This window comes from Anabaenopsis sp. FSS-46 (genome assembly GCF_029891665.1).
Taxonomy (GTDB): Bacteria; Cyanobacteriota; Cyanobacteriia; order Cyanobacteriales; family Nostocaceae; genus Anabaenopsis; species Anabaenopsis arnoldii.
This window is the reverse complement of record NZ_JANQDG010000016.1, coordinates 55,542-74,691: the sequence shown is the minus strand read 5'-3', so window position 1 is coordinate 74,691 and position 19,150 is coordinate 55,542. Positions and strand designations below refer to the sequence as shown.

The window sequence follows — 19,150 nt, the reverse complement described above, 5'->3', positions numbered from 1 at the left end:
CAACGCGAAAACCAAGCAATGATAGCGGTGGTCTTTCTTGTAAATCTTAACTTGAGAAATATCGCGTCTGGCTAAGGCGTGCAAGTCTACACCAGGGATAACCGCTCCCATGCTCCCGTTGAAGTAGAAAGTAAAGTCTAGCTTTGTCTAGGTTTTATATAGCAGATTAATCCGGTAACGATAAAAAAAACGCCAATTTGGCCACATGAATGGGATTTTATTTGTTAAAGTATTGATTGTAAAAGACTTGTGGGCTTTATAGTCCAGGCTTTACTACACTTCAAGAGCATTAACTGCGGTAGTAATTCCGATACTTCTGTTAATTCTGCTCTATGACTTGAAGATTGCTGCTAGATTCTCTGTAGTGATCTCCACCAATCCCTTCTTCTCGCAAAAGGGACACGTAGAATCATAAGTCCTTGTTGATTTACTCCTATCTAACCCATAGTTCAACAGCACAAATGCTGTTGAACAGGGTTTTTTCGCAATCAAAACACCTGAGACATTTTTAATTTTGTCTGAGGTGAATGTGCATCAGGAGTGGTTAAGAATTAACTAAAAGCATTGAAATCAAGAGTATATTCGGATATGGGTAAAAACCGCCAATTAGAGCTGCCATCGAGTTCTAATACATACTCATGATATTGTAACAAACTGGGGCGGTGTCCCACACTAATTAATGTGGTTTCCTTGGCTTTAAGTTGTTCATACAGCTTCTTCTCATTAGCTAAATCCAGCGCACTTGTAGCTTCATCTAGGATGACATAGCTAGGTCTACTTAGTAGGAGTCGCGCAAAGGCTAGGCGCTGTTGTTCACCTAAGGAGAGAACATTAGCCCAATCTAACTCAATTTCAAAGCCTCCAAATCTTTCTGGTAACTCTGCTAAGTTCACCTCTTCTAAGACATGGCGCATTTTACTTTCGCTGATATCATTGTCAGGGTTGGGGTAAAGTAACTGACTGCGCAACGAACCTAGAACCATATAAGGACGTTGGGGTAAAAACATGATCTCCGATAAAGCAGGACGGATAATCTGACCAGTCCCCGCATTCCATAATCCGGCGATCGCCCTTAATAAGGAACTCTTACCACTACCACTATGACCCACAATTACCAGACCCTCACCCGGTTGTAAGCTGAATGGTAAATCCCGAACTAAAGTGCGTTCATAGTTGGGGGTCAACAGGGTCACACGACGCAACGCTAGGTGAGAATCTTCTGTGATATCAATAGTCGTCATTCCTGATGGGGTTTGGTTTGTGGTTTCCAGGACTGCGGCTAAGTCCCCCATCCGTTCAATCCCCGCTGCAAAAGCTGTTAAATTTTCAAACTGACTCACCACCACAGATAAAGCCCGGAAAATCTGACTAAAGGCGATCGCAGCTTGGGTAAATGTCCCAAATTCAGTATCACCCGCAAAGTAAATTGGTGCAATCACCAAATAAGGAAGGGCTGAAACAAAATAATTATAGCTGGTAGTAAAAAAGCCTAAATTCCGTTGCCAATTGATCAACAACTCAAAGTTACGAATAGCCTGTAAAAAACGCTGTTTAAGCTGTAGTATTTCTTCTGTTTCACCTTGGTAAAAAGCGATGGATTCGGCGTTATCCCGCACATGAACCAAACCATAACGAAAATCAGCCTCGCGTTTGAGTTGATTAAAATTAATGCCGATTAACCTTTGACCCAGCCAAGCGGTTACCACAGTCCCAAAGATAGCATACACGACCAGAGCCACCGATAGGGAAACAGAAATAGATAATAAAACCCCAGTAAAAGAGATTAAAGTAATAACTGATGTCAGAATCAGTAATGAAAAAGATAAACTAGTCCGGGTAAATGCTCTAATATCCTCAGCAATCCGCTGGTCTGGGTTATCAATTTTCTGATTAAAATTAATTTGGTAATAAGCACGATTTTGGAAGTATTTATCAATAAAATGGTTTGTCAACCACTCCCGCCATTGTAAACCCAACTTGTCTTGCAGATAGCCAAACATGACAACAATGGGAGTACCAACGACTAATAGCCCCGCATAAATGGTAATAAATCGCCAAAAAGTTGATGTATCTTGCGTTTGGGGAAAAGTCGCCAAAGCAGTATCAACATTCCGGAAAATAAAGCTAATACTGACATTAATACCATTAACAGCTAGTGCCAAGACTAGCAACAGTCCTAGTAATCCCCTAGCTTGCCATTTTTTTTCCGAAAACCAGTAGGGTTTGGCTAGCTTGAGAAATTTTTGCCACAATTGAGGGTCTAATCGTTTTGGTGGGGTTATTGTACTCATTGCCAAGTTTAAGAACATCTAATAGTAATTCTGTATGACAATTCGCCAAAGTGAAAACCGCAAAACACGGAAATTAAACACAGATACCCATTTAGATTGTAGTCTGGAGATTTCAAAGTTCAGTGGTACACGCAATTCTTGAGCGATCTGGGTATCCAGGAAGGTAAACAGGAAATAGCCCTTAAGCTAGGGGAAGGGATGACAATAGAAGCGATCGCGCGAGTTACGGGATTATCTGTAGAAGTAGTACAAAAATTACAGCAAGAATACCAGCCATGATAGAATTTGGTGATGTTTGACAACATCTGTAAATTCATCGCGGAAACATTTGCCACCGACTTAGCAACATGGCTATTGGGAAAACCTGTAGACTTAACCCAGTTAAGTCCTAAAGAACTATCTAGTGAGCCTATCCGTGCCGATGCTCTGATTTTACTGCAATCAGAGGAGGTAATTCTACATCTAGAATTCCAAACCCAGCCAGATGCGTCCATTCCCTTCCGGATGGCGGATTATCGCCTGCGAGTGTATCGCCGCTTTCCCCAAAAAAGTATGCAGCAAGTAGTGATTTATTTAACACAGACTAAATCACCAGAGGTATATAAAGACAGATTTGAAATTGACAGCTTACAACATGAATTTAGGGTAATTCGGCTGTGGGAACAACCAACAGCAGTATTTTTAGGGAGTGCAGGATTACTACCATTTGCAGTGCTAAGTAATACTAATAATCAAGCGACAACATTACAAAGGGTGGCTGATGAAATCAACAAAGTAGCTGACAAGAGAATGCAAAGTAATCTGACAGCATCCACAGCAGTTTTAGCTGGGTTAGTATTGAAGCAAGAAGTGATTCAACGCTTATTACGGCAGGATATTATGCGCGAATCAGTGATTTATCAGTTGATTAGAACTGAAGGGAAACAAGAGGGTATACAACAAGGTATACAACAGGGTATGCAACAGGGTATACAGGAAGGGAAACAGGAAATAGCCCTCAACTTGCTAGGGGAAGGGATGACAATAGAAGCGATCGCGCGAGTTACCGGATTATCTGTAGAAGTAGTACAAAAATTACAGCAAGAATACCAGCCATGATAGAATTTAGTGATGTTTGACAACATCACTAAATTCATCGCGGAAACATTTGCCACCGACTTAGCTAGGGTTTAGTATAACAGGACAATAACCATATTGCCCTGCTTAGTGTTGATATTTCCGTCAACAAGGCCCATTAATTAGCCTTGGGGCTTTGTCAACGTCTAAAACCATACTCAAGAGTAAAAAACTGGGGCTTCAAGTCGGCTAAGGGTTCCCTGAGTTTACTTAGTTCTGCTTCTGGTCCGTGAATTTCCAAACGAGTCAGCTCGGCAATTTTCAGGGCTTCTTCGAGTAAGTAACCAACATTATCAAGATGAGTTAGCAGTCCCTCTGCATCTTCATACCCTTCACGACAGTGAACTTGGTCTTGATCAAAACTAAATCCATAATAGAGACACCTAGATTCCTCACTAGTTTTTTTGACAAACTGCTCACACAAATCCTTGAAAGCGTCTAGCTTCCCACTATTAACTTGGAAGTAGGGGACAATGGTACAGCATTTATCTTCAGTGGGCATAAATTTATTGTAGTAATTGTTAACGTGGTTATCTACCTGAAATTACATTTACCACGTTTTTAAGCAAACTTATTTGGTTAAATGCCGATTTTAGATATTTTCCTCTACCTTAGCGATCTCCAATAGTGTTTTTAAAACCGAATCGGGATTAAGACTAATAGAATCAATTCCTTCTTCCACTAAAAACCGCGCAAATTCTGGGTAATCGCTGGGTGCTTGTCCACAAATGCCGATTTTACGCTGCTGCTTTTTAGCGGATTGTATAGCCATTTTGACCATTTGCTTAACTGCTGGGGTGCGTTCATCAAACAAATGTGCTACTAATGCCGAATCTCTATCTAATCCTAGGGTTAGCTGGGTTAAGTCATTGGAACCGATAGAAAAGCCATCAAAAACTTGTGCAAACTCCTCAGCCATAATCACATTACTAGGTAACTCACACATAACATAAACCTGTAAGCCATTAACACCTTGTTTGAGATGATTTTTTGCCATTTCCGCCAACACTAAACGCCCCTCATCGGGAGTGCGACAGAAGGGAATCATGGGGATGACATTAGTCAAACCCATATCATCTCGTACTCCCTTGATGGCTTGACACTCCAGAGCAAAACCTTCTCTGTAACCCGGGTCATAGTAACGTGATGCTCCGCGCCAACCCAGCATGGGGTTTTCTTCCTTGGGTTCAAACTGCTGACCGCCTAAGAGATTAGCATATTCATTGGTCTTGAAATCTGACATTCTCACAATTACCGGCTTAGGATAAAAAGCCGCCGCAATTCTGCTTATACCCTGGGCTAATTTATCGACAAAATATTGGGGTTTGTCTTCGTAAAGGGCGGTAATTTGATCAATTTTGGTTTTGACTTCATCCTCTAGCTTTTCATAGTGAATCAAGGCCATAGGATGAACTTGGATGTGGTTAGCAATAATAAATTCTGTGCGTGCTAAACCAACTCCGTCGTTGGGAATTGCAGATAAACTTAATGCTTCTTGGGGGTTACCCACATTCATTAAAATTTGGGTACGGGTGCGGGGTAAGTTTTCTAAAGCAACTTCTTTAATTTCAAAGGGTAACAAGCCATGATAAACTCTACCTTCATCACCCTCGGCGCAAGAAATGGTGACTTCTTGACCGGTTTTTAATATGGCTGTAGCATTGCCACATCCCACAATTGCGGGTACTCCCAATTCTCGCGCAATAATGGCCGCATGACAGGTGCGCCCACCAGCATTAGTAATAATCGCCCCGGCGCGTTTCATAATTGGTTCCCAGTCTGGGTCTGTTCTCTGTGTTACTAATATGTCTCCTGGTTCAAACTGTTCAATCTTATTGACATTTAAAATTAGCTTAACTTTACCTTGAGCAATGGCTTCGCCAATGGCGCGACCAGTCACTAGGGGTTGGGGGGGGTTGGCTTCCTTATGGGTTTTAACCAAGTGATAGCTGCGTAATAGGTTTCCTGTTTTCTGTGATTGGACTGTTTCGGGACGGGCTTGGACAATGAATAATTGATTAGTAATCCCATCTTTAGCCCATTCAATATCCATGGGGGAGTAATTACCGTTGGCTTGGGTATAGTGGTCTTCTATTAAACAAGCCCAATGTGCCAGTTGGAGAATTTCGCTATCACTGAGGGCAAATTTACCTTGTTCTGTTTCCGGGACTGGGACATTTTTTGTATGTTTTGAGCCATCATCATAAATCATTTTTAGCTCTTTGCTGCCCAATTTCTTATCGATGATGGGGCGAAAACCTGCTTTTAATGTCGGTTTAAATACGTAGTATTCATCGGGGTTGACGGTTCCTTGAACTACGTTCTCTCCTAAACCGTAGGCGGCGTTAATTAGTGCTGCATCTTTAAACCCGGTTTCGGTGTCAATGGAGAACATGACCCCGGATGTGGCTAGGTCGGAACGGACCATTTTTTGAACGCCGACGGTGAGGGCAATGCTAAAGTGGTCAAATCCCTTGGTGTGGCGATAGGAAATGGCGCGATCTGTAAATAGGGATGCAAAGCAACGATGACAAGCTGCTAGGACTCCCTCTACACCGACAACATTTAAGTAGCTTTCTTGCTGTCCGGCAAAACTAGCGTCGGGAAGGTCTTCGGCGGTGGCGCTAGAACGGACTGCTACATCTGTGTCTTGGTGATATTTCTTAGATAATTTTAGATATGCGGTGGCGATCGCATCCCGTAAGTCTTGAGGAAACGGTGTTTCCATGACTAGCAATCGGGCTTTTTTGCCTCGTGCTTTTAAATTTGTGACATCTTCAACATCCAAGTCAGCAAACAGTTGACGTAATTTGGCTTCTAACCCTGCTGAGGCGATGAAATAGCGATAAGCGTAGGCGGTGGTAGCAAATCCCGTGGGGACGTTTACCCCTTGATGTGTCAGTTGTTGAATCATTTCTCCCAGTGAGGCATTTTTCCCACCTACTAGGGGTATATCACTAATACCAATTTCATCAAACCAGAGAATGAGCGATCGCGCTTTATCAGATTGAAAACCTGTATTCTGAGATACTGTAACCATCTGTATTACCTCTCAAGTAGACGCTTTGGTTGTCAGTGATTCTTAAAATATTTTTCCCATGTCTAATTTTATCCTTAATACTTGAGATTGTGCTATTAGATGCAACAATATAGTTAGAAAATTAAATTTTCGAGATCATAACCAGAGCACAGTCCCAGATTGATCATACAATGGCACAACTAGAAAGACTACTACAAATGGCTGAAGATGAACTAACTCAATACAGTACTGATGCCCGCAAAATTGAAAAAATGCGCCGTAAAATCGGTTTGTCTGTATCGATGGTGGAACAGAGGCAAGTTAAAGCTGAACTATTAGCTACCATGAAACCTAATATTATTACTAATCTGGTGGAAGAACAAAGGCAAGCAGTAGCCTTACCATTTTGGGGCATTGCAGGGTTAGGTTTGTTATTCGGAATTTCCGTCAATCAACCGGTGCTTTTATTAGCAGGTGTGCTGGGGAGTGTAGCGGCTTTCCGAATCCAAAAGTGGGGATGGCAATTACAAGCGAAGCGTTTATTATTAAAAACTCTCGAAGATATTGAGGCACGGGTGTACCCACCCAGAAACTAAAGCGGACTTTACGTATATATCCGTAATTTTCGTGTATGATTAAAAACAATTTAGAGGTAACATCTTGCTCATGGTATAGAAATCTATTGCTAGCTGGTTAAAAATTCTTACCATAGATGAAATTAATTTACCAGATCATTCCAGCAAGAGATAATTACTGCTATGGTAATTGAATTGTAGAGTAATTGTAGAGTAAATATTAAGGATAAAATATTTAAGAATCCCAGGGTTAAACAAAACAGCAATATTACTATATATGCTGTGGATATTAGTATGACTGAAATTTAGGGTCAGGTCAATCAGGAGTTTGACAAAGATGGTAGGCTTAATTGGCACTCTTTGTTACTCATGAGATATCCAGTTAACTAAACAATAGCGAATCCTTGGTACAAGAGGTTAGCTAAATTACGAAAGTGACCATTGTGACTTTTAATATGCTCGTACTACTTAAGAAATAGGAGGTAGTAATTATGACTAAATATGATCAGATTTTTAATTCTACAAAGACCACCAAAGAATCACTGACTCCAGAAGAAGCAGTAGCAGCGATGGCAGTGGTGACAGAAATTGCTCATTATTCCATAGAGGAAGCGGATGCAGAAGTTTTAGCGAGTATCCTGTGGGACCTTGAAGTTTTTGAGGAATACTCAGAAGATGGAATTGCCCAAATAGTTCATAGACTGATAGACATTGCCGCAAGTGAGGGACTGGGAAGCCTATTTAATGTTGCGAGTAAAAGCCTTACCCTGGAACTAGTGCTAGATGCTTTTGCTGTGGGGGTAATGGTGATTATAGATGAAGACGATTTAATTATCCCCAAAGACAAACAGCCGTATCTCAAGCAATTACAGAAAGCCTTAGACTTGGAAGATGAAGAAGCCCATGAAATTATACAAGAAGTAATTGCTGCCTATCAAGAAGGAGAAGAAGCACTTTACCTAGAAGATGAAAACGACATAATCATAGACAGAGATTATGGCGAAGATGTATATGAATCGCCCTCTGGTAATTTTTCAGTTCCCATTCCTGTTGACCCACAGCAGGGAGGTCAGGTAAAAAGTGAAGACGGGGTAGTGGGCTTTTTTGATAGTTTCGGTACTATGCTGAGAATTGATCATTACCCCATATCCTCAGAAGAACTAGAACAGGTAGAATCTATTGGGCAGGAAGAATATTTGCAGTCAATTTTGCTCAACAAGTATGTTCCAGAAGTAATTTTTACTAATCTGCCCAAGGCGGAAGTCATATATACTGAGTATTTAAAAAACGCTATTGAAGGTTCTTTCTTTGCGTTAATTGATATGCCCCAGGGGTCAACAATTTCCCAAGCACAAAATAACGGTAATACTACCAGACTAGACGCATACCGAGGGCTTTTAGCATTTATGCATTCTAACTATTTATATATAGTTAGCAGTCAGGAAAGCTTTGATAGGGGTGAAAAACCCAGTTCTATTAAAGAAGCAGCCGAGGAGATTAAGGAGAGTATTTTGGATTTTGTGGAAACTATAGACTTCATCGAAACCGATTAAAAGTTCCAAAGGGGTGAAAAACCCCCTTCTAGCTTAATTCTCTAGGCCAATTAAATGAAATCTGGTGGAAATAAGAGTGTTAAAACTCTTGTGGGGATCCAGTTGCTATAACGCAACCTTAAATTTTAAATTTAAAATTTAAGTTTTAGTTGACAAACATCCTCTGAGTAATGAATTAAATCCTAACTATTAAGCGCCGCAGCAAATCCAAAGCTGTATTAGCACTGACATGACGAATTAAAGCACGTCCCCGCATCGCTCCAAAGCGATACTCAAAACTAGTCACTTCATCCTGCGGTCCGGCTAAACCGATGTAAACTAAACCCACGGGCTTAGTATCAGTTCCTCCAGTGGGGCCAGCAATACCAGTAATACTTAATCCCCAGGTAGTTGACAGGCGGTTTTTCACCCCCATAGCCATTTGTTCAGCAACAGTAGCACTGACAGCGCCAAATTTATCTAAATCCTCTGGGTTCACTCCTAGTAACTTCACCTTGGCGGAGTTATCATAAGCAATTACCCCACCCCAAAAGTAATCAGAACTACCGGAAATATCCGTTAACATTTGTCCCAGTCCTCCACCTGTACAGGATTCGGCTACGGAAATAGTCTCAGTTTTAATACGTAATAATTTACCAACAACAGCGGCTAAAGTATCATTACCACTACCGTAGTAATCTAACCCAGCAATGTCTTTTAGCTGTTTTTCCACAGGGGTAATTAAAGCCTCTGCGGCTTGTTCTGTGGGGGCTTTGGCGGAAATGCGTAATCTGACTTCGCCTTTACCGGCGTAAGGGGCGACGGTGGGGTTAGGTAAGTTAAAATACGGGGCAACTTTTTCTGCTAGAGCTGATTCACCAATACCCCAGAACTTTAAACTGCGGCTGTAAATAATTTCTTTTCCCCAACCTTGATTTTTGAGAAAAGGTACTGCTGTTTCTGACCACATCTGATGCATTTCTGAGGGAACACCAGGAAAGGTAAAAATGGTTACATTAGGTCTGGGTTGCCAAATAATCCCTGGGGCTGTCCCACTGGGATTAGGTAAAATTTCTGCACCTTGGGGAATTAATGCTTGTTTGCGGTTGGTGGGGCTCATGACCCGACCTCGTTGGGCGAATTTATCGGTAATGTCTGCAATGATTTCTGGACGTTCTATCAAAGGAACGCCAAAAAAATCGGCGATGGTTTCACAGGTGAGGTCGTCGGGTGTGGGACCTAAACCACCGGTGAAAATCAGAATTTGCGCCCTTGATATGGCAATTTCTATGACTTGTTTTAGTCGTTCTGGGTTGTCGCCTACTACTGTTTGATAGTAGTGGGGTATTCCTAGTTGGGCTAGTTGTTGGGCTATATATTGGGAGTTACTATTCAGGATGTCCCCTAGGAGTAGTTCTGTACCAACACAAATAATTTCTGCACTCATGGAGGTGAATGGGGTTAAGGAGAGGTTTTTTTAGGTCAAGTCCCAAAGGCGCAAAGGTATCAGGAGTTAAAGGTTTGATTTTTTATCCCCTCTGTTTTTGGCGGTTTTCTCAACCGATAAAACTTCTACCTTTGCGCGAATTTAACTAAGCTAAGGCTGGTACGGGAATGTGCAGATGTGGGTACAAGGGGAAGCGATCGCACAATGCCGCTACCCGTTGGCGACAATCTTGTGTTACCGTTTGAGAATCTGGGGAAAGTAGCCTATCAGCGATAATGTTACCAATCTCAGTAAATTCTGCGATCCCCATACCCCGTGTAGTCATAGCTGGGGAACCCAATCTTAGACCACTAGTAACAAATGGTGATTGTGGGTCAAAGGGAACTGTATTCTTATTGGCGGTAATATTTACCTCACTCACCAGTTGATCAGCTTGTTTACCTGTGAGTCCAATATTCTGTAAATCTACTAACATTAAATGGTTATCTGTCCCATTAGACACCAGCTTTAACCCACGGGTTTGCAGTTGACTAGCCAAAGCCCGGGCATTATCAATTACTTGAGCCGAATACTGTTGAAAATCGGGTTTTAGTGCTTCGCCAAAAGCCACTGCCTTACCGGCGATGACGTGTTCTAGTGGTCCGCCTTGGCTACCTGGAAAAACTGACTTATCTAGCTTCTTACCCAACTCAGCATCGCGGGTCAAAATCAAACCACCACGGGGACCGCGGAGAGTTTTATGGGTCGTGGTTGTCACTACATCACAGAAGGGAATCGGGTTTGGGTGCAGACCGCTAGCCACTAAACCCGCAATATGGGCAATATCTGCTAGTAAGTAAGCTCCTACTTCATCGGCAATGCTGCGGAACTTTTCAAAGTCAATCACCCGGGGATAAGCCGAATATCCGCATATTATGAGCTTAGGGCGCTCCCTTAGCGCCTGCTCGCGGATTTGTTCGTAGTCTAGCTGTTCTGTTTCTTGACTAACACCATAGTGGCAAACTTGGAACCACTTTCCGGAAACATTTACCGGTGAACCGTGGGTCAGATGTCCACCATGGGACAAATCCATACCCATTATCTTATCACCTGGTTGCAACAATGTCAAGAAAACTGCAAAATTTGCCTGAGCGCCGGAGTGGGGTTGGACATTAGCATGAGCCGCACCAAATAGCTGTTTAGCTCGGTCGATGGCTATTTGTTCGATTTGATCAACAAATTGACAACCGCCATAATAACGTTTACTTGGTAAACCTTCGGCATATTTATTAGTCAATACTGAACCTTGAGCCGCTAGTACCGCAGCTGAGGTAAAGTTTTCACTAGCAATTAATTCTAGGTGCTGGCGTTGACGCTGTAGCTCTTGGTTAATTAACTCAGCGATGGCGGGATCGGAGTTAGCCAAAATTTCGGAATTGGTTTTAGTCACTTAAAGTTATCCTTGGTAGAAATTTGCTAAACAATCTGTTTCTAGTTCCTGTGGAGGAGGGATGAGGGCGTGTTTACCCTGGTACATTGGGGGTAAAACCCATAGCTCTTGAATCTCAAATTTTACCCTTGATGGGGAATAGGTTATTTTACCTTTCGTTACATACTTTGGTTTTTTAGGTCGTTATACATACAATAAGTTAAAGTTCACCGGATTTTTGAGTGCGATCGCGATTTTTTATGAGGTGAGCCATTGTTAGCATTTTGGAATCGGATGCGATGTTAGTCATTTTAATGGATAATCAAATCCTTGCTCCTGGGAAAGTTTGCCAATCTTGTTTACTGGCTGACGGTAGCGGTCAACCCCGTTGGTACGGGGGTCAACTGCGATGTGCTCAAGCTATTCACAAACTGGCATCCCAGCAAGCACAGCAATATGAATGTATGATGGGTTTCCGAATTGCCGATATTGAATAATCGGATTTTGCCGCTAGACTACATAACTGCGTTATCCTAGGCTCAAGTAACTCTTGAAATTTAGCCATAGGAGAACCCACAATGACTTGGCGCGGGTCTACAACGGTTCCTGACCGGATTTTTGCTTGTTTACCTTATTTACTCCCCCTGGTTGAAAGTCTCAGCTTTGGTAGCTTTTTGTTTGGACAGTTTCCTGTACTAAAATTGCTGTTTATCCCTTTGAGTCCCATAGTAGCAATTTATGGCAGTATTCCCTTTGCTAGTCTAATTATTTTCTTGGCTTTGTTTGCCCTGGTAATCAGAAACGAAAAAATAAATCACTTTATTCGTTTCAATACTATGCAAGCAATTCTTCTGAGCATTGTTTTATTTTTGTGTTCCATCCTACTAGAAGTTGTGGGTTTGGTTCCTGGTGCTGGATTGGCCACAGAAACCCTCACAAACACCATCTTTATCGGCATATTAGCAGCATTTGTATATTCTGTAGCCCAATCCTTGTTGGGGCGTTATGCAGAAATTCCCGCCATTTCCGATGCAGTGCATATGCAAATACGGTAAGTGTTAACGTTTGGTGACTGTGTTCTCTAGGCGACCAATGCCTTCAATTTCTACCCGAATGCGATCGCCGATGTGTAATTGTCCTACGCCAAATGGCGTACCGGTGAGCACTACATCCCCTGGTAGTAGTGTCATCACCTGACTAATGTAGGAAACTAGGACATCAGGGGGAAATACCATCTCATCAATACAAGCAGATTGCACAGGAGTGCGATCGTCATTCAAGAAAGTCTGTAACCTCGCACCGGGATTTACTTCGCGCACAATCCAAGGACCTAGGGGACAGAAGGTATCAAAACCCTTGGCGCGAGTCCATTGGCCATCCTGTTGTTGTAAATCCCGTGCCGTGACATCGTTAGCGATCGTATAGCCCCAAATTTTAGTTTGGGCTTCTTCTGGTGTGCAGTCACAAGTGCGATCGCCAATTACTAGTGCTAGCTCACCCTCGTAGTCCACCCGCTGGGACTGGGGAGGATACTTAATCTGTGTTTCCGTAGGAATAATAGACGTTGATGGCTTGAGAAATATTAATGGTTCTTTGGGGACTGTAGATCCCATTTCCTGAGCATGGTCTGCATAATTCTTGCCTACCGCCACTACTTTTGAGGGCGCACAGGGGGTGAGAATTTGATAATTTTCCGGTTTGAGAATTAAATCTGTGGGTTGTCCTTCTAACCAGGGAGGAGCATCTAACACCTGCACGCTCAGGGATAGTTGTAGCAATCCATAGTAAATCTTGCCTTCTAGATTTTGAACTCGCACATAGCGCTGCGCCATAAACTTGATGAATATCCTTTTGTTTGCGATTACCAGCTGCTTTAGATTTTAGATTGGATCTAAAATCTAAAATCTAAAATCTAAAAATTGGCGCATTTGGCTCATAATTTTGATGAAAAACTGATAAGATTATAATTCCTTGTTGCTGAGATGTTGATAATTATTAGTATCCTTGGTGATATTTTTGTATCAAATCACATCAGCAGCCCTTTGTCCATAAGGTGACTGAAAATCATGTCTATAGTTTACGAAACAATTTACATTCTCCGTCCAGACCTAGGAGATGAACAGGTAGAGCAAGCAATTGCTAAATACCAAAACTTGCTGACTGAACAAGGTGCTGAAAACATTGAAATTCAAAACCGTGGTAAACGTCGCCTAGCTTATGAAATTAAAAAGCATCGGGATGGCATTTATGTTCAAATGAACTACACAGGCCCCGGAAATGCGATCGCTGTTATGGAACGTGCTATGCGTTTGAGTGAAGAAGTAATTCGTTACTTGACCATTAAGCAGGAACTACCAAAGGAAACAGCACCAGCAGAAGCAGAAGCAGAACAGACAGAAGCTGTTGCTGTCTAACAAGGCAATGTCACACTTGCGTAGCTGATCCCTTGAAAACAAGAATCCCCGAGTTTTTAATTCGGGGAATTTCAACGTTACAATCTGACCATAGGTGAATATATCAAGCCACCACTAGATTTTTATCATGGCTGTGAGTGAAAATATCCTCATAAGTATCAAAAATTTCAAATACTGAGTCCAGCTGTGTTAGCTCCAAAATTAATCTCACCGGAGCTTGTACGTTACACAAAACTAGACGACAATTATTTTCACGCGCAGAAGTTAGTCCATTGATGAGGGGGACTAATCCTGAACTGTCCATAAAATCTACTTCTGACATATCAAGAACCCAGAGTTGATGAGGCCGGGGTACCACTTCAAGCATCTGTTTGCTAAAAGCCATTCCACCTTGCAAGTCTATACTGCCGTGGGGCTTAAATAAAACTACTTGATCTTGTGAGATAATCATGAATTTAACAAACTAGTTGGAACACGTGACAGAACAGAAATTTGACATCAATACTGATTCGTTTTCAACGACAAAATCACTGTTTTATCTTTAAAATGTCGTATAATTTATTATTACTCCCATAAGTATACGCATGATTGTCTACTAATTTCGGTATCAAGGGTATCTTTTACCATATCTTTATATCTTACCATACCATTGATAAATATTTAATAAAAACCGCTAAATAAAGTTGCATAAATATACATTTAATGCTTTGGGATGGAGTCAAGGTTTGAAGAGACGTGTAAATCTGCATCCAAAAATCTCCTTGACAAGTGGCAATCTGGAAATTTCAATTGTGGAAGCAGCTTGATTGACACCTCAGCCATAGAAGCGCCAAGATATATAAAAGGTAAAAAATTGTAAAGGCGGCGGTGCGGGATGTCTGTTGATCTGATTTCACTAGAAAACATCCAGGAATTTGCTCACCAGTACGGTTACTGGGCAATTTTTTGGGGAATTTTGCTAGAAAATTTGGGCATTCCTCTTCCTGGTGAAACCGTAACCCTAGTGGGCGGGTTTCTCTCCGGTAGTGAGGAACTAAACTATTGGTTAGTTCTTAGTGATGCGGTTGCAGGTGCTGTCATTGGTGGTGCTTGCGGCTATTGGCTTGGTAAATGGGGCGGCTGGCCTTTTCTAGTAAAAATAGGTAAACTCTTTCGGATTTCCGATGAGCGGTTATTGAATATTAAAGATCAATTTAGTGAAAATGCGACTAAAGCCGTATTTTTTGGGCGTTTTTTCGCATTGTTACGGATTTTTGCCGCACCACTGGCTGGTATAGCCGAAATGCCTTTCAGAAAATTCTTTTTGTACAACTTAGCAGGAGCCACCGCCTGGGCCAGTCTCATGGTAACCTTAGCTTTCTTTGCTGGTAGAGTTGTCTCCCTAGAACAACTAGTTGCTTGGGTGAGTCAATTTGCGATCGCAGCCTTACTAATCCTTGTTACCTTGATTGTCATACCCATCTGGTTAGAATCCCGCCAGGTCAAGGGCGCGGCCGGTGAGTAAGTAAAACGGGGACTACAGTCCCCACATACCCTCAGATTAAGATTGAGAAGCCCAAATGCGAGTGGGTAAGCCCCAAACGTAAATAAAGCCTTCAGCTGCTTTGTGGTCAAACTGGTCTTCAGAACCATAAGTCGCTAAATCGGGGCTATAGAGTGAATGGTCACTCCAACGCCCGACAATGGTGGCGGTACCTTTAAACAGTTTGACTCGCACAGTTCCCATAACACGTTCCTGTGTTTTTTGAATAAAAGCATCTAGTGCGCCTTTCAGGGGGCTGTACCACAGACCATTATAAACAATTTGGGTGTAAGTCTCTTCAATACCTCGCTTGTAGTGGCTGACATCTGCTGTTAGAGTCAGACTTTCTAAATCACGGTGTGCCTGAATTAACACCAGCATCGCCGGAGATTCGTAGATTTCCCGGGACTTAATCCCCACTAGGCGGTTTTCAATCATATCTATGCGGCCAATACCGTGATTTCCTACTACCTGATTGAGTTGTTCAATTAACTCCACTGGGTTTTTAGGTGTACCGTTGAGGCTGGTGGGAATACCACGGGTAAAACCAATTTCAATGTACTCGGGTTCATTCGGCGTGTCGGCGATCGCCTTAGTCATTTCATAAATTTCTGCTGGTGGTTCCGCCGCTGGATCTTCCAGTACGCCAGCTTCGATACTACGACCAAGTAAATTTTTATCAATGCTGTAGGGGGAGGACTTTTTCACCGGTGAGGGGATACCAAATTCCTCACCATAAGCGATGGTTTGCTCCCGACTCATTCCCCATTCTCTGGCTGGTGCTAAGATCTTCAATTTGGGGTCAAGTGCAGCACAAGACACATCAAAGCGCACCTGATCATTACCCTTACCAGTGCAACCATGAGCGATCGCATCAGCACCATATTTATGAGCAGTTTCTACTAATATTTTGGCAATTAACGGGCGAGCCAGAGCAGTCCCCAAAGGATAACGATTTTCATAGAGGGCGTTGGCTTGAATGGCCGCAAAGGCATAATCTTTAACGAAACTGTCTTTCACATCAGCCACCAATGACTCACTAGCACCGGATTTGAGCGCTTTTTCTCGGATTGGCTCTAATTCATCTCCCTGACCTAAATCTGCTGCGAGGGTAATCACCTCCTCCACACCCCACTCATTTTTCAGGTAGGGAATACAAACAGAGGTATCCACCCCCCCAGAATATGCCAAAACAACCTTTTTAGCGCGACCCATTGGTTTCTCCAGTTAGAAAAACAAAGAATGAGTCATCATTATAAGGTATGTAGGGTTTAAAAATTACCTCTGAGAAACAGAGTAAATACATTCTCGTTGATTTTCAATTCCTGTCCATTGTTATCTGTGCCAAAGTCGTACTCATTATTACTCCAGGATAGGTTAAATATAGGACTATTCTCATTGCTACCGATTCTCCATCTAGCTCCCGCACCATAAACAGCACGAGCGGCATTTTCATTCACGGGATTATAATAGGCTGATAATGACAAATTCTGGCTAAATTGAATACCAGCACTTGCCAGCAAAGTATTTTTAATTGCATCCGGTAAAACATCCCCAAAATAGTTAGTTAAACCGAACCAAACATTACCTAAATTAGCCCTAGCTCTCAGGTTAATAGAATTTACAAAGTCATTGGCTCGAGTTTCCCTGTCAAAAGCATAATTAACCCCTGTGGAGATGACTAAATTACTATTTCGATTCCAGGGGATAACTTTATCAATACTACCTGTAACTTGACTGTAATTATCAACATCTGGATTAAGATAACCAATTATGGCTCCAGAAAAACGCCATCTGTCCGCAGTATTTTTCGTATAATCCACACCAGTGTAAGCTTGAATTTCTTCTGCGCCGATCACACCTGTATAATATCGCAAAACATCCTGACTCCGAGTAATATTACCACTGAAACTCAAATGTGGTACATATACTGTTTCTTGTGTATATTTGCTAGATGTGACACTATTCGCCTCTTGATTAAAAACAGTCACATAAACTTGAGCATAAAAATTCGCTACATTCAGAGGTGAAAAACTTTGATTATTAATAGTAGATCTAAAATCTATATTAGACTCAGACCCCCCTTCTAAACCCTGAGAGGATAATATTTTCAGGTTACCAATATCTTCAAAACGAGTACTAACACCAGAACTACGTTGGATAGTTGGTGACGCTCCTACCCAAATACTATTAAAACTAGCAGCAGGTACTTGTGACAAACTTGTCAATCCTGGGGGAATACTCTCGGCTCTAGCAATTCCGCCATGATAAGCAGTTAAACTATTAGCAGGAATTCTCACGTTATTAGCAGCTAAAAACAAATTTCTGTTAACAGTCCTCCTCCCAGAAGGTTTGTGATGATTATCCCCCGGTGAAGCTAAATTGTTTTTCCCACTTGAGTTAAATCTGGTTTCTGAACTAGCTATGTTGGGTACAATATCAGGTAATACACTATATCCCAATTGCAAAGCTGTATTCAACAAAGTATTATCATCATTTAAAATGAAGCTAAAGCCGCGTACAGTTCGACCCATGACAGCTTCCCGGTCATTCATCCTCACAATTTGCCTAATTATAGAATAACTGGCGACCGGAGTATTTTCAACTTCTTCTTTTCTAATGACTGACATTTGGTCGCCATTACTATTACCAATGAATGCGCCGGTGTTGGGTATTAACAAATCTATACCAATTTGTTGACCATTTTCTAACCCTGGTTGAAATTCCGGTTTCCTGATTTCTTCTGCTGTTGTTCTTGCTACTACATCCCCCAGTGTTGCAGTTTGGGAAATCCTAAATGGTAGTAGATTATCAGAGTTAATATTCCCAGATTGTAAAGCCGGAATATATGTACATATTTGATCGGGGTTAGTCCCCGGAAAGATACATGAACCTGTCATACTCAATTGCAGGTTTGTACCCAACACAGTTTGTGGTTGTTTGAAGCTAACAGTAACTTCTCTAGTTTGTCTGGTGGTTTGCAGTTGTAAATATTCTCCTATTTGGTCTACAGTCAAGATATTATTTGTTGTTAAGTTTTCCTTGACTGTTCCGTTCACCTTGACAATTCCGTTAATATTAAAAATATTATTGGGGGTATTATTAAAGTCGTAACCTAAATTTAATCGTCTCTCGGTTAAGTGGTCAATCAATAGACCATTGATAGGTAAGGTAGTTGTGCGGCGATGGATTTTTCGCTCATCAGCAATCCTCGGAGCAATGATATATTCTTGATTATCCCCTGGATGTGGTTTTTCTATTGCTAATTTTTGTTTAATTTCTAATTCATCAACTCTAGGTTGTGAAACTAATTCTAGGGTATGAGATTCTGTGGTCTTAGTAGGTATACAAGAATGAATTATAGAATTACTTGTTAGTAAGTCCCTGACGGCGGTAAATTCTGCTTGTCCAGGATGAATGAACGGACAAAAGGTAACCTGAGAACTAGTTTCTGCTAAATTTGTCACCTTTAGCTGGTGGATAATACCAGATGCTGATATGTCCTCCAGATTATTAAATATTTTCTGTTCCACCTCGGAAGTGGCAAAAACTTCTAATTGGCTATTGCTTGTATTTTTAGATATCTCAGCAACTGCTGTTTGAGCCAGGAATATCACTGCTGAACTCAAGAGAAGACCAATTGTTAAGTTTAATTTTTGGTAGTGCAGAATCAGCATAGACACTTATTACCAGTCCTGAAATAATTATCAAGTCTGGTTAAAAGATTATCATAGGGATTTATGGTTTGTATTTTTCTTCTAACTTAAAAAAAGTTAGGGCTAAAAGAATTGGATGACGGTATCAATTTAACTGCCCCTATTGATAA

17 protein-coding genes are annotated in these 19,150 nt (G+C 41.6%); 8 read left to right on the top strand and 9 right to left on the bottom strand.

The genetic code is table 11. From position 1 onward, the window contains the following. Nucleotides 1-551: 551 nt before the first annotated feature. Nucleotides 552-2,291 (bottom strand): ABC transporter ATP-binding protein/permease, encoded by a 1,740-nt coding sequence (locus NWP21_RS02025; protein ID WP_271734176.1) that lies wholly within the window; start codon nucleotides 2,289-2,291, stop codon nucleotides 552-554. Between the two features lie 138 nt (nucleotides 2,292-2,429). Between NWP21_RS02025 and NWP21_RS02020 the strand changes: the two genes are divergently transcribed. Both NWP21_RS02020 and NWP21_RS02015 read left to right on the top strand, forming a co-directional pair. Then, entirely contained in the window at nucleotides 2,430-2,570 is a 141-nt protein-coding gene (locus NWP21_RS02020; protein WP_271734177.1) for a hypothetical protein, read from the top strand. A gap of 12 nt (nucleotides 2,571-2,582) precedes the next feature. Then, the gene (locus NWP21_RS02015; RefSeq protein ID WP_280791411.1) at nucleotides 2,583-3,389 is read left to right on the top strand and encodes an Rpn family recombination-promoting nuclease/putative transposase; all 807 of its coding nucleotides are present in this window, start codon (nucleotides 2,583-2,585) and stop codon (nucleotides 3,387-3,389) included. A gap of 157 nt (nucleotides 3,390-3,546) precedes the next feature. On the opposite strand, the gene NWP21_RS02010 is transcribed toward NWP21_RS02015, so the two are convergent. Next, nucleotides 3,547-3,909, bottom strand: coding sequence for a hypothetical protein (locus NWP21_RS02010; RefSeq protein WP_271734179.1), 363 nt, complete (start codon nucleotides 3,907-3,909; stop codon nucleotides 3,547-3,549). 90 nt (nucleotides 3,910-3,999) lie between these two features. Continuing rightward, entirely contained in the window at nucleotides 4,000-6,447 is a 2,448-nt protein-coding gene (ppsA, locus tag NWP21_RS02005; protein WP_280791410.1) for a phosphoenolpyruvate synthase, read from the bottom strand. A 170-nt stretch (nucleotides 6,448-6,617) separates the two neighbouring features. Here ppsA and NWP21_RS02000 point away from each other — a divergent pair, with 170 nt between their 5' ends. Next, nucleotides 6,618-7,022: a hypothetical protein gene (locus NWP21_RS02000; RefSeq protein WP_271734181.1), complete on the top strand. Its 405-nt coding sequence runs from the start codon at nucleotides 6,618-6,620 to the stop codon at nucleotides 7,020-7,022. 470 nt (nucleotides 7,023-7,492) lie between these two features. Next, on the top strand, nucleotides 7,493-8,554 hold the full coding sequence (locus NWP21_RS01995; protein WP_280791409.1) for a tellurite resistance TerB family protein: 1,062 nt from the start codon (nucleotides 7,493-7,495) through the stop codon (nucleotides 8,552-8,554). A 175-nt stretch (nucleotides 8,555-8,729) separates the two neighbouring features. Here NWP21_RS01995 and NWP21_RS01990 read toward each other — a convergent pair whose 3' ends face one another. Together NWP21_RS01990 and glyA are read right to left on the bottom strand one after the other, a co-directional pair. Next, a complete protein-coding gene (locus NWP21_RS01990) occupies nucleotides 8,730-9,980 on the bottom strand; it encodes a competence/damage-inducible protein A (RefSeq protein ID WP_280791408.1) in 1,251 nt (416 codons plus the stop codon). Between the two features lie 145 nt (nucleotides 9,981-10,125). Beyond that, nucleotides 10,126-11,409, bottom strand: coding sequence for a serine hydroxymethyltransferase (gene glyA, locus NWP21_RS01985; RefSeq protein ID WP_280791407.1), 1,284 nt, complete (start codon nucleotides 11,407-11,409; stop codon nucleotides 10,126-10,128). A 278-nt stretch (nucleotides 11,410-11,687) separates the two neighbouring features. On the opposite strand from glyA, the gene NWP21_RS01980 reads away from it, so the two are divergent. After that, nucleotides 11,688-11,885, top strand: a complete 198-nt coding sequence (locus NWP21_RS01980; protein ID WP_280791406.1) for a hypothetical protein — start codon at nucleotides 11,688-11,690, stop codon at nucleotides 11,883-11,885. An 81-nt stretch (nucleotides 11,886-11,966) separates the two neighbouring features. Beyond that, entirely contained in the window at nucleotides 11,967-12,443 is a 477-nt protein-coding gene (locus tag NWP21_RS01975; RefSeq protein ID WP_271734186.1) for a Tic20 family protein, read from the top strand. 3 nt (nucleotides 12,444-12,446) lie between these two features. Here NWP21_RS01975 and NWP21_RS01970 read toward each other — a convergent pair whose 3' ends face one another. Continuing rightward, nucleotides 12,447-13,220, bottom strand: a complete 774-nt coding sequence (locus NWP21_RS01970; protein ID WP_280791405.1) for a fumarylacetoacetate hydrolase family protein — start codon at nucleotides 13,218-13,220, stop codon at nucleotides 12,447-12,449. A 234-nt stretch (nucleotides 13,221-13,454) separates the two neighbouring features. Between NWP21_RS01970 and rpsF the strand changes: the two genes are divergently transcribed. Beyond that, complete coding sequence (gene rpsF / locus NWP21_RS01965) at nucleotides 13,455-13,802, top strand: 30S ribosomal protein S6 (RefSeq protein ID WP_280791404.1); 348 nt, start codon at nucleotides 13,455-13,457, stop codon at nucleotides 13,800-13,802. Between the two features lie 103 nt (nucleotides 13,803-13,905). On the opposite strand, the gene NWP21_RS01960 is transcribed toward rpsF, so the two are convergent. Continuing rightward, on the bottom strand, nucleotides 13,906-14,253 hold the full coding sequence (locus tag NWP21_RS01960; protein WP_271734189.1) for an STAS domain-containing protein: 348 nt from the start codon (nucleotides 14,251-14,253) through the stop codon (nucleotides 13,906-13,908). Nucleotides 14,254-14,676: 423 nt separating this feature from the next. Between NWP21_RS01960 and NWP21_RS01955 the strand changes: the two genes are divergently transcribed. Further along, a complete protein-coding gene (locus NWP21_RS01955; RefSeq protein ID WP_271734190.1) occupies nucleotides 14,677-15,306 on the top strand; it encodes a DedA family protein in 630 nt (209 codons plus the stop codon). Nucleotides 15,307-15,342: 36 nt separating this feature from the next. On the opposite strand, the gene NWP21_RS01950 is transcribed toward NWP21_RS01955, so the two are convergent. Both NWP21_RS01950 and NWP21_RS01945 read right to left on the bottom strand, forming a co-directional pair. Then, a complete protein-coding gene (locus tag NWP21_RS01950; RefSeq protein ID WP_280791403.1) occupies nucleotides 15,343-16,539 on the bottom strand; it encodes an argininosuccinate synthase in 1,197 nt (398 codons plus the stop codon). Between the two features lie 56 nt (nucleotides 16,540-16,595). After that, on the bottom strand, nucleotides 16,596-19,001 hold the full coding sequence (locus NWP21_RS01945) for a hypothetical protein (protein ID WP_280791402.1): 2,406 nt from the start codon (nucleotides 18,999-19,001) through the stop codon (nucleotides 16,596-16,598). Nucleotides 19,002-19,150 lie beyond the last annotated feature (149 nt).